The following is a 14,489-nucleotide window of genomic DNA, read 5'->3' on the forward strand; positions in this document are numbered from 1 at the left end:
GAGTAATGATGCATGCAATTAGACAATAGCGGCATAATATTACTATAATAAATTACTCAATAAACATGAAATAAATATTTATTGAGCTACATGAAACATTTTATTAAGTATTTACGTTTATTAATTAAGAAGCGCAATAAATATAATATAGGAGTGAATATAATGAATAAAAAAATGATGATTATTATGTTAATTACAGTGTTAAGTGTAATTATTACAGCTTGCTCTGGAAACAATGCACCTAAAGTAGAGTCAAAGTTGACTGCAAAAGAAATGGCAGATCAAATGTTTAAGGTAGTTGAACAACCAAAACTAATGGAATTATCAACTCAAGAAGAAGTGAAGACATTTTACACTTTAGATGTTGCTAAGCTTGAAGATTATGAAATCAGAGTACCATTAATGAACGTTCAGACAAATGAGCTTGCAATTTTAAAAGTAAAAGATGCTAAAGATATTGCTGAAGTCGAAGCAGCATTAAAAGCAAGAGCAGAAGTTGTACAAAAGCAATTTGAGACGTATCTTCCTGACCAATACGAAAATGCTAAAAACTATAAACTAATTACAAAAGGTAACTATGTAATGATGGTTATTTCTGATAAGGCAGACGATCTTGTAAAAGTATATGAAGGTTTCTTTGAAGAAAAATAAAGGTTTGTATTAAATTAAGAAAGACCGCTTGCAAAAGTTGAAGCTATTACAGCATCAGCTAGTGCAGTCGGTCTTTTTATTGTTGAGTAGATATAAAAAATCTTCATACTCCCACTCTGTTGTGAAATTAGTAAATTTTATATAAAATCAAATAATGGAATATACATCAATAGTGCGGACAAACGTTTAGAATTACATATGAAAACCTAGTTGAGTAGCAATTATTCTATATAAATGAGGTCTCTCCAGTGATGAAAAATGAACAGTTAACAGTACATGCGTTGTCTGAGATCGATAACCTTAAAGTTCATGGAAGAACAACAGGATTACTATCTCCTTTAACATTATTTTGGACAGGAAGCGGAATTGAACTTAACGTTAAAGGATCTGAGCTGTGGATTGAAGTAGAGGCACAATATGATCAATATGAGGCTTGGATAAGTATACTCATTAATAACGTTCCGATTAGTAGACTAATGCTTACAGAAGGCAGACACTGGATTTGCGTATTCCGAGGTATGAATGATCAGCACATCAAAAATGTTCGTATCGTTAAAGATGTTCAGCCTATGAGTGAAGATGCTCATTGTTGTTTGCAAATTCATGCGGTAAAGTGTGATGGTCAACTTTTACCAGTTGAGGACAAGCCTTATAAGATTGAATTTATAGGAGATAGTATTACTTCTGGTGAAGGTATTATAGGAGCGAAGTCAGAAGAAGACTGGATTCCGATGTGGTTCAGTGCGATCCATAATTATACTAGAATTACAGCAGACGCTTTGAATGCAGAATATCGTGTTATTGCTCAAAGTGGATGGGGTGTACTTACGAGTTGGGACAATAAACCCCATGCGAATATTCCAGCTTATTATGAGCAAGTTTGTGGTGTTCTAACTGGAGAAGCTAACGAATCGTTAGGAGCATTTGATGAAAATAATTTCGCTGCTTGGCAACCTGATGTTGTCGTTGTTAATCTAGGTACTAATGACAATGGTGCTTTCTATTCGCCAGAGTGGAAAGATGAAACAACAGGGAGGATATATAAACAACGATTATATGATGACGGTAGCTATAATGAGGAAGATTTGAAAGCCTTTGAAGTGGCTGCCGAGAACTTCCTTATAAAACTTAGAATATATAATCGAAATGCGCATATCGTATGGGCTTATGGCATGATCGGTATACCAATGATGCCAGCAATCTATCGAGCAGTGGATAGCTATGTTCAGAAGACCGGAGATAACAAAGTTTCTGTTCTTCAACTTCCGAATATGACAGAAGATACAGTAGGATCAAGAAGTCATCCTGGAGCTCTTGCACATGAAAGAACTGCTGACGAATTATCAAGATATATTAGAGAACTATTATCTTTGTAGTAATTACTGAAAAGTGCTATAGCCGAATTAGGATACATTTCTTTGATTTATCAAAGGGGTATATCCTTTTTTACTATTGTCAAAAGTAATTGTATTGAGTAATAAAAATAGATATTATAACTTAAATTTCATAATCCAATTAGTGCTGGAGTGTAAAAAAGGTTATGATTGTAGTAATGTAGATGAATGTATCATTCATGTAATAAATAACTGGTAGAGAGCAGGATATAATGGAATGACAGATAATCAGCAGCAGCGTTACCGCTTTAGCGAAGCACCAATATGGAATCTTAACCGCAGTTACTATGAAGAAGAAGGACTTAAGGCATGGAACAATGACCAAGTTCCTCAATATATAACGAGTAACCCAATGATTGCAACTGCCTATGCAGAAATGATCTTTGGTTTACTTCAAGATCAGGCGAACAAGGGCAACAATACTGAGCCTGTTGTAATTGTAGAGTTAGGTGCAGGTGCTGGTCGACTTGCGTATCATGTGCTAGTAGAGCTATGTAAGTTGAGAGACTTTGCGTCGATAACACTACCGCCATTCCGCTATGTTATGACGGATTTGGCGATGAATAACGTTATAGCATGGAAGGAACATCCTGCTCTGCAAGATTTCATTGCAGAAGGTATTGTTGACTTTGCAAAATTTGATGCTGTTAATGATACAGAGCTGAATCTAGTAGCATCGAATATTACGATTGGTGCAGGAGAACTGCAGCAGCCATTAATTATTGTTGCCAATTACTTCTTTGATGGTATTCCACAAGAGCTTCTATATGTTGGCGACGGTCATATATATGAAGCAGATGTGTTTGTTGATTATCCAGAGCAGGCGGATTCACTTAAACCATCAGAAGTATTAGATCAATTATCTTTACGATATGAGTATCGTCTTGCACCAGAGTATGAACAAGAAGACTTTGCTTATCGCAATGTCATTGCCACATATCAGGAGCAATTAGAAGATTCACATATTCTATGGCCGTCATCTGGCTTGAAGTGTTTAGAACGTCTGAACCAATTAACTCAGTCAGGTTTTGTATTAATTACAGCTGACAAAGGAGATAACCTATTAGATAGCTTTAAATTTGCCGAACCGCCAGAGTTGGTTCTTCATGGAGCATTTTCATTTACAGCTAACTATCATGCCTTTGTACAAGCCTACGAAGAAAGCGGAGCGATGGTGTTATTTCCACCGCATCACTATAAAAATTTGAATGTTGGTTGTTTCTTGAATGTGGACATGCCAAAAAGTTATACGAATACAAGATTAGCGTATCACAGATTTGTTGAACGATTTGGTCCAGAAGAATTCTTCAGTTTGAAAGAATGGGTAGATCGTCGAATTGATACGATGGGTATACAGCAGATATTAAGCTTTTGGCGTTTGGGCGGATACGATGCGGAATTTTTCATACAAAGTGCTAGGCAGATTTCTAGTTTATTGCCAGATGCCAACGATGAAGAATTAGCTGATCTTGCAAGTGGGATACAAATCATGTGGTCTTCGTACTATGTGATGGAACAAAAGTATGACTTAGCACTCGATGCTGGATTAATACTATTTGAGATGGACATGTACGAACAATCGAAATATTTCTTGGAGATATCGATTAATTCAGATGAAGATGAAATTGTCTCAACCGTTTATTACGGTCTAGCTGTTTGTTGCTTCGAAATGGAATTAGCTGAAGAGGGATTAGAATACACGAAAAAATTATTGGAACTTGAGCCTGATAATGAAGACGCAATGGCGATCATTCATAGTTTTGAGTAAAGTTCAATTGTAGTAGATGAGGGTCAATGCATTGGAATTGAACCGAGTATCTTTTGTAGCGTAATGAAAACGGCTCTTTTGGCATGAAATGTGCTGAGCCGTTTTTTTCATCTATTAGAGTTCTTTATCTAGTTGTTTACCAATAGCTTCTCCACGATGCTCGCTATCAATAACAAGCCCGCAAATTTCAACAAAGGGTGCCGATTCGATTGAAAATATGAGTATGAGCGCGCTTTACTAAAATATATTCATGCCAGTCAATTATTCACTTGTCAGCATGACAGATTGCTGTTATTATCATAGTGACTTATTAAACGCGTTTAATAAGTCACTATGATAATAGGTGGGGAGTACAGTGAGCGATCAACGACTTACTTCGCAACATACGAAATTAGCCATTATAGGTGCTATTCGAACTGCATTGTTAGCACAAGGAAATGCTACGAAGATTGAATTAAGTCACAAGCTAAACATAAGTTTTCCGACGATAAGCAAATTTCTCGCTTTAATGGAAAGTACGGGTGAAGTAGTATCTGTTGGACTTGATTCATCCAGTGGGGGAAGAAGAGCAAAGCGATACACATATAATCCGAATTATATGCTAGGTTTAGCTATTATTTTGGAGAAAAGTGAAACGAATTATAAAGTTTTTAATTGCTTAGGCAATGTTATTGATCAAGGTAGTACAGATAGTATTCTCCTCAAAGAGCTATCACATCTGATCACGTTTATTAAGAGTAAAAAAGATCTATATCCTACCATTTATACGGTGTCAATTGGTGTTCCAGGTGCAGTCGAAAATGGAAAAGTATTTTATATTCAAGGGTATGAAAATTATCAAAATGTTGATTTAAAACAGTTAGTAGAGGAGCAATTATCAATTGCTACTGTCATTGAAAATGATATGAATGCTGCAGTCATCGGTTATATGGCACAAAGAAAAATGAGTGAAGACGTATCCTTATTTTATTTGTATCTTGGACAAAATGGACCGGGTGCAGGTATCGTTGTTAATGGTCATATTGTACGTGGTAAAACGTTCTTCTCAGGAGAAGTTCAATTTATTCCACAATATAATGATCGTAACTTCTTAGAAGCATTAACAAGTGAAGATGATGAATCGACAAACAACAAACATTTAGATAAGCGAGTTGATGCGATTAGTCGATTAGTAGGATCAGTCACATCGATCTTAAATCCACATTATTTTATTGTTTGTGAAGAGGAAATAGACACTACTATGCTTCAACAAATTACTGAGCGAAGTTCGACATACGTACCGAAAGAACATCTTCCACTATTAGCTGCAAGTAGCTTGAAAGATGATTATTTGAGTGGATTACAGAGTTTAGGATTAAGTGTATTGATGTCGCAACAAATAGAAGACTAACACAGGGGAGCACAGATACCAATGGCAACGTTTTTTCTTATTATTATTTATTTAGCTTTCATTAGTTTAGGTTTGCCTGATTCATTACTAGGATCTGCATGGCCTGTCATGCGAGGAGATCTACATGCGTCATTAGGCACTGCGGGCATTATTTCTATGGTTATTGCAGGTAGTACGATCGTATCGAGTTTATTAAGTGGTATCGTTATTAAACGGTTTGGTACAGGGAAAGTGACATTAGTGAGCTGTCTGTTAACAGCAGTGGCATTACTAGGGTTTTCATGGTCACCTTCACTCATTTGGCTCATCATTTGTGCGATTCCACTAGGTATAGGTGCGGGTGCTGTAGATGCTGGTCTTAATAATTATGTAGCTCTTCACTACAAGGCGCATCATATGAGTTGGCTGCATTGTTTTTGGGGTGTAGGTGCGACACTAGGTCCAATTATTATGGCTTCGTTTATTGCTGGAGATAAAGTTTGGAGACAAGGTTATTTCACCGTTGCTTGTATTCAATTCATTCTTGTTGTTATACTTTTCGTTTCTTTGCCACTGTGGGATAAAGTAGCCAAAAGAAGTATGGCAACGAAAGTAGAGGCTCATTCAGAAGAAACTGAACTAGAGCTAGAACAACATGCTGAGACGAGAAAACCATGGCAAATAAAAGGCGTTAAACTAGCAATGCTAACCTTTATATTTTACTGTGGGATTGAAGCAAGTATGGGGTTGTGGGGAAGTAGCTTTCTAGTTAACATGAAAAATTTACCGGCTGCAACGGCGGCACAATGGGTATCTTGGTTTTATATAGGCATTACAGTAGGGAGAATGATTACTGGATTTATTACATTTGCAATGAGCAGCCGAATGTTAATTAGATACGGTCAGTTGATTGCTTTAGTAGGTGCAATATTACTTGTATTACCGTTACCATCCATCATTTCATTGATTGGATTTATGATTGTAGGATTAGGATTAGCACCAATATTTCCGTGTATGTTGCATGAGACACCTGCACGCTTTGGGAAGAAGAACGCTCAGTCAATCATGGGTTTCCAAATGGCCGCTGCCTATACAGGTAGTACATTAGTTCCTCCGATGCTAGGATTGTTGGCAACCAATATAACGATTGGAATTTTCCCTATATTTATTACAATATTTGCGATCGCCATGTTATTGTGTACGGAGCAGTTAAATCGTTTCATAGCAAAGCTGCGTGTAAGTGTAAGATAGAGTAATTATATATGTTAGAAAAGCCACTTTAAGTGGCTTTTCTTCGTTTATTGTAATATGAGAGCTTGACACATTATTCTATTAGGGATATTATAGACACGGTAAGTCTGTGATTGGAATGGACGTACTTCGTTCTAAGGCAAATGCATAACCAGAAGCACTTTATGTTGAAAAGAAGAATATAGTTATGAGTTAAGTAGCATTTTTCAATCCAATTAAAGATATTATAAATCTTTAATATCTTTTAAGGAAGGGGAAGTATATAATTGGAGATTTTGCTATGAGCGTGAACATGGATTTGAAAGAGGAAGATTTCGGATGACGAAATTAACCACAAAAATATTTACTAATTACATATCAGACTGGAGAAGTATTTATGAATCGTGTTGCCATATATTTATTAGCATTAGGTGCCTTTGTCGTAGGTACAGCAGAATTTATTGTTTCAGGAGTTTTAGAGATTATTTCTCGTGATTTAAATGTTTCGATTTCGTTGGCTGGCCAATTAGTAACTGTATATGCCTTATCACATGCATTTGGGGCACTTGTACTAGTTATGCTAACTGCACAGTTTGATAGAAAAAAAGTTTTATTATATTCTATGCTTGTGTTTATTTTTGGAAATATTATAGCGTTTTTCAGTTTTAATTTTAGTATGCTTATGCTATCCCGTATTGTACTAGCAATGAGCGGTGGATTATTTTTTGTTGTCGCAATTAGTTACGCTGCTCAACTTGCGCTACCTGCAAAGCGTGGCGGTGCTATCGCAACAGTTATAACTGGATTTACAATTTCTTTGGCACTAGGTGTGCCAATCGGAACACTAATTGCTGCATATTTGGATTGGCGCTATATCTATCTTATTATTGCTGCCGTTACACTTATCAATCTTATACTACTTAATAAATTCATTTCTGAATTAAAGGGTAAAAAACAGATCTCATTGAAGCAACAATTACTTTTAATGAAAGATAAGAAAATAATTAGTGGTTTATTAATGACTATATTTTGGATGCTTGGATATACAATGGTCTTTGCCTATAGTGCTCCTCTTCTAAGCAACTTAGCTGGTCTTTCTATAGAAATGATAAGTACTGCACTTTTAGTGCTTGGTTTATCTGCTTTTGTTGGCTCGCGTATTGGAGGATATGCAGTTGATAAATGGGGGCCTGTTCGAACGATTTCTATTAGTTTAATTATTCATTCAACAGCTTTATTCGTTATAACGATAACAGCAACATCCACGCTAGGTGCTTTTCTTACTATTATGGTTTGGGGTGTAGCAGCATGGACGACGACTCCTGCTAATCAATATTATTTGATCTCATTAAAACCACAATCTTCAGATATTGTCATAAGTTTTAACACTACGCTAATGAATATAGGTATGACATTAGGAGCAGCTTTAGGTGGAGTTGTAATTCAATACTCATCTGTACAGAATTTAGGCTGGATTGGCGGGACATTCATATTACTTGCGTTAGTCTGTTCCACTTTCTCGTTTGTGTCCAGTAAACAATCGCTATAAGATTAATTTGTGAGGAATAGATAAAGCTCAATAACAGGAAGGCTGCCCAGTAGCAGCCTTATTTCAATTAGCAGCCATAGATAAATTAAAGTGAAAGCATTAATTGAAAATCCCATGTTTAATTACGTGCACATTTACTTTCGCCTCAAACTCAATAGTCGGATACTTTTCAGCCCAATCAATTTTTTTCCAAGTATTATTGTGGAATGCAATTAATCGTCTTCCGATCGAGAGACTATCTGAATTTGCTTCTTGAAGTTTCTTAATCACTTTATTTGCTTCCTCGGTTAACTTTTCAGTTGTCTCCTTTTCTAAGTCATTAATTTTTTTGAATGAGTCTAAATTATTTTTTGGATCTTCGAGTATTTCGATTTTCAAATCTAACTGAATGTTGGCAGAAATATTGTCTGGATCTTGCCCTTTTACTGTTAATTTACGATCAGCTTTTAATACATTAATGTATATGTAGTTATTACTTTTTGGAACTTCGTTATTATGAACCTGAATTTTAATTTCTGCGTGTTTGCTTCGTTCATCGGCTAATAACATATAGATTGTTGATTCATTAATATCTAAATACTTGCCAGTATACTTAGAATCGTTGAACAAAGCCAACCCAATGAATTGTGCTTCTCTTTCCTGTGCTTCTAAAAGAGGTAATATAATATCAGTTGCCGGATCGTAAAAATCGGAGTACATCGGTCTAGTTTGCCGTGGTATAACGCTGTCAGCTTGGGCACTTTCAAATAGATCATTAAGATATCCGCTCATACTGCCTTTTTCATTAAGCTTTAGATGGAGTAGATCAACAGCACGCCCTTTTACAACAGCAGCATTAGCAACTAGAGAACGTCTTGGATCTCGATAAAATACATCGAGTCCCTGCTTGATATCTTGCTTCGCATAGTCTTCTCCGAACAGGAGGACAATCATTTTTGAAGCATCGAATTGACCTGAAATTTTAAGGTCAAGTTGTTTCTCGATGTCCATAGTCGTATCGCCTTCTCCAGTTACGATTTGACTCTCAGCTACTTTTGCCCCTCCTTCGCTGGAAGTAAATATTGGAATGACAATTGTGCCTAATAACTTGCCTTCCTTAGTTAAATCAAATCCAGAAGTCATAACTAGTTTTGCGTCTTTAAGTAAATTTTGATCCCAGCAACCAGTTAACAACATGATACTAAAGCATACGAGCAGGAGTTTTCTAGTCGTATTCATAAAGGTACATCCTCCTTTTCTTTTTTATTGCGAATTACTGACACAACTAAAAGGGTGAGAGGCACTATAAAGAGGAATAGAATACCGTAGATATTAGTGAAATTCTCCAATGCTTGAATAACCTTATTGTTAACGGGTATTGATAGTACGATGATTAACATCGCAGCTCCGGAGAAATATACGAAGTTTGTTCGATCCGTTTTGCGGAACATATGTGTAATACCGATAGAAGATAAATAAAGATACATCATAAATGAAGTAGCAACAGACACTACCCAGATCGAGAAAAACACTAGATCTACTCTATCAATAATATTGAAATATTTGAATTTCATAATATACAGTATAGGCTCAGGTATAAACTTTAGCGCCGCAGTTCCAAAATAAGTGATCGTTATAAATGTAAGGTATGTATAAAAAATAGTAACAAATCCGTTAGCGGTTAGGGCAACCTTTAATTTTCCTATACCCTTTCCAAGGCAATAGGGCATTACAACTAACATCAGTTCAAATCCTTGGAATGCGAAAGTAGCCTTTGTCGAACCTTTTACCATATTAGAAAAGCCACTTTCTCCTATTGGTAAAATATACAAAAAGTTAATATCCTTTAGGACGAATAGTGTGAATGCTAGTAGCACAACTAACAATAGTGAGACTACGACAAAAAAACGAGCCATCACCTTCAAGTTTTCCTTTACGCAATATACACTTATTAAGATAAGGAGAACTATTATAACCCAAATAGGAGTAAGTGGAAGTATCCATATATTAACCTTCTCTCCAAACTGGAAGGCAATTAATATTGCTGATAAAAAAAAGTAGGTAAAATAGCCGATTTTCAAGATATAGGCTATATATTTTCCTACAATGTTGCCCATCAACTCAAAGATGGTTTGTTGTGGGTATTGACGACATAATAACCAAATGACAATAATTCCGATCTGTATAAATAGGCCAGCAATAAATACTGAAATCCAAGCATCATTACTTGAAATTCTATACACATCATAAGGTAAGGAGATTACTCCAATGCCTATTTGAGTTTGAAGGATTATAAAAAAAAGTTGAAATTGAGAAATTTTGTTTTCAGCTTTTATCATTCGGATATAGCTCCCTTGATGCGGATTATTTCTTCATTTTTTTGGAGTAACGATTGATATGTCTATTTTTGTTCCAAAATATCGGCATTCTAAGTATGGCATCCTTTAAGCTATTCCAGCGAAAAGGTGCAATTGGTGCAAAATAAGGAGAACCAAATGATTCCAATGTACAAAGATGGATTAACAACGCCATTAACCCAAATACAATGCCAACAAATCCTAAAAGGGATGCTGCAAACATCATGGGGAATCTTAACAATCGTACGGCTGAACTCATCTCGCTTGATGGCACAACATAACACGCAATAGCAGTCATTGCGACGACGACAATCATCGTATTGGATACTAGACCTGCTTTTACAATGGCATCACCAATAACGAGACCTCCGACTATACTGATCGTTGTTCCGATAGACGAAGGAAGTCGAATTCCGGCTTCTCTAATTAATTCGATCGTCAATTCCATAATAAAAGCTTCAACCAATGGAGGATAAGGAATATTGTCAATTGAACCCTTAACAGTAATAGCGAGTTGTTGCGGCATCACTCCGTAATGAAATCCGATTACCGCAATATAAATAGCCGGTAACGTTACGGCAACTACAAAGCTAAATAGTCGAATGACACGAATGAAAGTTCCGACATAGACTCGACTATTATAATCATCAGGCGATTGATAAAATGCAAAGAAATTGGAAGGGATTAATAAGGCGGTAGGAGATCCATCAGCAAAAATAGCAATTTTGCCTTCCATCAGGTTAGCCTCGACTCGATCGGGACGCTCTGTATTTAACATTTGCGGAAACGGAGATGCGGTCGAATCCTCTATGTATTCTTCCAAAAATTCTGTGCTGAACACCATATCCGTAGAAATGCTTTCTAATCTTGCGATCGCTGTTTCTACAATTTTTTCATCAGCCAGACCCTTTATATAAGCTAAAGCAACCTTTGTATTTGTTTTATCACCGAGTGTTATATATTGAACATACAAGCTTTTATCAACAATTCTATGTCGAAGCAGATTTAAATTGATTGTTAGATTTTCTATAAATCCTTGATGTGATCCTCTAACGACTCTTTCATTCTCAGGTTCACTCGTAGTTCTAGCGAAATTTGCAGCTGTTTCAATGAAAAATACACGTTGCTCTCCATCGATATAGATAGCCGAAAAACCCCCAAGCAATTTTTCAGTTACATCATCAAAGCTTGTTGTATTTGGCAGGTTTCTGAAAGGGTAATTGGCTTCATTAAATTTGCTAGTAAATTCTGAAAGCTGTAAAAAAAAGTTTTGTTGTAGCTTGTCTTGATCAACAAGTGTTTCGAAATAAAATGCAATACAATCTTTGTGATTAAACACAAATCGGCGATTTTTGAGATCCTGTGTGTAAAGAAATTTAGCTTCAAGATAATTAACATTGTCTGTTATAGAACGGAAAACAGTTGTCACTACAGGTTCAGAATTTTGTGCTATTTCATTATGATCACTATTAGTGAGAGGTAAGTTAGAGTAGTGAAATCTCATCTGAACACATCCTGGTGAATTAGTATGTAAAATTTGTATATTAATAACATGCTTATTTTTGATAGAAATTATACGTAATATAACCCTATAAATGGTAATCGTTGGTTAAGTATGTCATTCCAAGTCGAAAATAAGCTGAGGAATAGTTACCGTAACTCTAACTACAGTGAATCACTAATAATTACATGAATTTAAGACCAATTATAGAGGTATTAACCTAAATAATTCCTGTGATATATTCATTTGGAAGCGCTGTCAACGGTAAAATGTTTAGGAGGAAAACTAACTTTTTACAATCGCTAACAAAAATTTTATGTTGGACTAGCCAAATTAGGGGAGGTTTTAATGTGAAACATTTTAAGAAATTATTAGTTGCTACTATTTTGTTACTTGCCTTTATGTTACCTACCGTTAGTTTCGCTGCTGAAAATACGGAGGAAAAGATTGATATACAAAAATATGCAGAAGATATGCAACCTGGATGGAACTTAGGAAATACTTTTGATGCCGTTGGTAAAGATGAAACAGCGTGGGGTAATCCTACAGTTACGAAAGAGTTTATTGAACAAATAGCTGATCAAGGATACAAAAGCATTAGGATTCCAGTTACATTCGATCAAAGAATGGAAGAAGGTCCTAGCTATACAATAGATTCACAGTTCCTAAGTCGATTAGATCAAGTTATCCAGTGGTCACTTGAAGAGAATCTGTACGTTATGATCAACATTCATCATGATTCATGGATTTGGCTAGAATCAGGAATGCAGGAAAATCATGATGCATCTCTTGCACGTTACAGTGCTATTTGGACTCAACTTGCTATTCATTATAAAAATCAGTCTACTAAGCTCATGTTCGAAAGTATTAACGAACCACGTTTTTGGGGAACTGACGAAGAAAAACAAGGGTATCTTGATGAACTGAATTCATCCTTCTACGATATCGTGAGAAAATCAGGTGGGAAAAATGACATTCGTCCGATCGTTCTACCTACGTTAGATACGGGTTCTGAACAACATAAGTTGGATGCGCTTTACAACTTTATCGATAAATTAGATGACCCTAATATTATTTCTACTGTTCATTACTATGGCTTCTGGCCGTTTAGTGTGAACATTGCTGGCTTCACTACATTTAATGAAGAAACAAAAAACGATATTATTGCTACTTTCGATCGTGTTCATGATAAGTTCACTAAAAACGGTATACCTGTTGTTATTGGTGAATTTGGATTACTGGGTTTTGATACTGACTTGAATACGATCCAACAAGGAGAAAAGCTTAAATTCTTCGAATTTATGATACACTATGCTAACGATAAAGGTTTAACGCACATGTTGTGGGATAACGGACAACATTTTGGTCGCGAAACATTCAAATGGTCGAACACGGAACTTTACGAGATGATGAAAGCTAGCTGGACGACTCGTTCTGCAACGGCGGATTCTAATTTCATCTATGTTGAGCTAGGTGAAGCAATGAAGGATGTAAACAAAACAATTAATGCAAATGGAAATAAATTAGTTTCACTTGAATTAGCAGGGGCAAAATTGGTTACTGGTCAGGATTATGATTTAGTCGGTGATGTATTAACGGTGAAAGCAAGCCTACTTAAAAGTGTAACATCATCTAGAAAACTAGGAGTTAATGCTACACTAGTTGCTAATTTTGATAAAGGTAAGAGCTGGAACTTTGATGTTATTACATACAATAAGCCAGTTGTTCAAAGTACTGTAGGTACAGCGAATAACTTTACAATTCCAACGACATTCAATGGTGATAATCTTGCTACGATGGAAGCTGTTAATGCGGATGGTAGTTTTGCAGGTCCACAAAACTGGACTTCATTCAAAGAGTTTGCCTATACGTTTGCACCTAACTATGATGCAAACAAAATTATTCTTAAAGAGAATTTCTTCAAAGAAGTTAATGATGGCACAGTAAAATTAACACTTCATTTCTGGAGTGGTGAAGTTCTTACTTATATGGTTACAAAACATGGTGATAATATTGTAGGTTATGCAGAGGAAACTGCAGCTGCTGGCAGCAATATGACACGCGCAGAATTCATTCAGATTTTAATGAATACATTCGATCTTCTTGATGAAACGGCTGTAAGTTCATTTACAGATGTGGAGAAGGATGCAACGTATGCTAATGCAGTAGCAAGTGCGGAAAAAGTTCAAATTATTAATGGTAATGGAAATAACAAATTCGGGGTTAACGATCTTATTACCCGTGAAGATACAGCTGTTATTTTGCATCGCGTTATGACATTATTGGAGATTAAAGAAGGAACTGCAACTGCAGTTACTTTTAAGGATCAAGATTCTATTAGCAAGTATGCGATAACTGCGGTTGGTAAGCTACAGCAATCTGGTATTATTCTTGGTAAGGCTAATGGATTCTATGATCCTAGTAGCTTAGCAACTAGAGTAGAAGCTACAACGATGATGTACAGACTACTTATTCAAAATTCTGACGAGAACTAATATAGGTATAACTAAAGGTGAAAATTCACCTAGTAGTTCTCCAACGAAAATTATAGCGTAATAAAGTATGACAAAGCGGTGATTTCTTCTCGATTTTCTTTCGAGGAGTGATCGCCGTTTTTTATGGGGTGTTGTTTTTTGAAGTACTCATTCTACCTTCTGTTTCACATAAAAATTCTCTAGATATGGTCGTTAT

10 protein-coding genes are annotated in these 14,489 nt (G+C 35.9%); 7 read left to right on the forward strand and 3 right to left on the reverse strand.

Annotated elements, in window-relative coordinates:
- Positions 1 to 162 precede the first annotated feature (162 nt).
- The 6 genes from NV377_RS15410 (at position 163) to NV377_RS15435 (ending at position 7,961) form a co-directional block, all read left to right on the forward strand.
- The gene (locus NV377_RS15410) at positions 163 to 651 is read left to right on the forward strand and encodes a DUF4358 domain-containing protein (protein ID WP_258201678.1); all 489 of its coding nucleotides are present in this window, start codon (positions 163 to 165) and stop codon (positions 649 to 651) included.
- A 251-nt stretch (positions 652 to 902) separates the two neighbouring features.
- Positions 903 to 2,027 carry an SGNH/GDSL hydrolase family protein gene (locus NV377_RS15415; RefSeq protein WP_373425823.1) on the forward strand — a complete coding sequence of 375 codons (1,125 nt, stop codon included), beginning with the start codon at positions 903 to 905 and terminating at the stop codon, positions 2,025 to 2,027.
- A 235-nt stretch (positions 2,028 to 2,262) separates the two neighbouring features.
- Positions 2,263 to 3,813: an SAM-dependent methyltransferase gene (locus NV377_RS15420; RefSeq protein WP_258201680.1), complete on the forward strand. Its 1,551-nt coding sequence runs from the start codon at positions 2,263 to 2,265 to the stop codon at positions 3,811 to 3,813.
- Positions 3,814 to 4,168: 355 nt separating this feature from the next.
- Positions 4,169 to 5,203 (forward strand): ROK family protein, encoded by a 1,035-nt coding sequence (locus tag NV377_RS15425; protein ID WP_258201681.1) that lies wholly within the window; start codon positions 4,169 to 4,171, stop codon positions 5,201 to 5,203.
- Positions 5,204 to 5,224: 21 nt separating this feature from the next.
- Entirely contained in the window at positions 5,225 to 6,433 is a 1,209-nt protein-coding gene (locus tag NV377_RS15430) for an MFS transporter (RefSeq protein WP_258201682.1), read from the forward strand.
- 376 nt (positions 6,434 to 6,809) lie between these two features.
- Positions 6,810 to 7,961 carry an MFS transporter gene (locus tag NV377_RS15435; protein WP_258201683.1) on the forward strand — a complete coding sequence of 384 codons (1,152 nt, stop codon included), beginning with the start codon at positions 6,810 to 6,812 and terminating at the stop codon, positions 7,959 to 7,961.
- Positions 7,962 to 8,060: 99 nt separating this feature from the next.
- Here NV377_RS15435 and NV377_RS15440 read toward each other — a convergent pair whose 3' ends face one another.
- Genes NV377_RS15440 through NV377_RS15450 form a run of 3 tightly spaced genes read right to left on the reverse strand, consistent with a single transcriptional unit; the run spans position 8,061 to position 11,801 of the window.
- A complete protein-coding gene (locus NV377_RS15440) occupies positions 8,061 to 9,179 on the reverse strand; it encodes a Ger(x)C family spore germination protein (RefSeq protein ID WP_258201684.1) in 1,119 nt (372 codons plus the stop codon).
- Positions 9,176 to 10,279, reverse strand: coding sequence for a GerAB/ArcD/ProY family transporter (locus tag NV377_RS15445; protein WP_258201685.1), 1,104 nt, complete (start codon positions 10,277 to 10,279; stop codon positions 9,176 to 9,178). Before NV377_RS15445 ends, NV377_RS15440 begins: the two co-directional genes overlap by 4 nt.
- Before the next feature lie 25 nt (positions 10,280 to 10,304).
- The gene (locus tag NV377_RS15450) at positions 10,305 to 11,801 is read right to left on the reverse strand and encodes a spore germination protein (RefSeq protein ID WP_258201686.1); all 1,497 of its coding nucleotides are present in this window, start codon (positions 11,799 to 11,801) and stop codon (positions 10,305 to 10,307) included.
- A gap of 347 nt (positions 11,802 to 12,148) precedes the next feature.
- On the opposite strand from NV377_RS15450, the gene NV377_RS15455 reads away from it, so the two are divergent.
- Positions 12,149 to 14,293 (forward strand): cellulase family glycosylhydrolase, encoded by a 2,145-nt coding sequence (locus NV377_RS15455; protein ID WP_308860141.1) that lies wholly within the window; start codon positions 12,149 to 12,151, stop codon positions 14,291 to 14,293.
- The last annotated feature ends 196 nt before the right edge of the window (positions 14,294 to 14,489 follow it).

Source organism: Paenibacillus endoradicis, assembly GCF_024721975.1.

Bases quoted from the DNA above. Each gene is read 5' to 3' on its own strand.
- NV377_RS15410 (WP_258201678.1), top strand. From the start codon at position 163: ATGAATAAAAAAATGATGATTATTATGTTAATTACAGTGTTAAGTGTA.
- NV377_RS15415 (WP_373425823.1), top strand. From the start codon at position 903: ATGAAAAATGAACAGTTAACAGTACATGCGTTGTCTGAGATCGATAAC.
- NV377_RS15420 (WP_258201680.1), top strand. From the start codon at position 2,263: ATGACAGATAATCAGCAGCAGCGTTACCGCTTTAGCGAAGCACCAATA.
- NV377_RS15430 (WP_258201682.1), top strand. From the start codon at position 5,225: ATGGCAACGTTTTTTCTTATTATTATTTATTTAGCTTTCATTAGTTTA.
- NV377_RS15435 (WP_258201683.1), top strand. From the start codon at position 6,810: ATGAATCGTGTTGCCATATATTTATTAGCATTAGGTGCCTTTGTCGTA.
- NV377_RS15440 (WP_258201684.1), bottom strand. From the start codon at position 9,179: ATGAATACGACTAGAAAACTCCTGCTCGTATGCTTTAGTATCATGTTG.
- NV377_RS15445 (WP_258201685.1), bottom strand. From the start codon at position 10,279: ATGATAAAAGCTGAAAACAAAATTTCTCAATTTCAACTTTTTTTTATA.
- NV377_RS15450 (WP_258201686.1), bottom strand. From the start codon at position 11,801: ATGAGATTTCACTACTCTAACTTACCTCTCACTAATAGTGATCATAAT.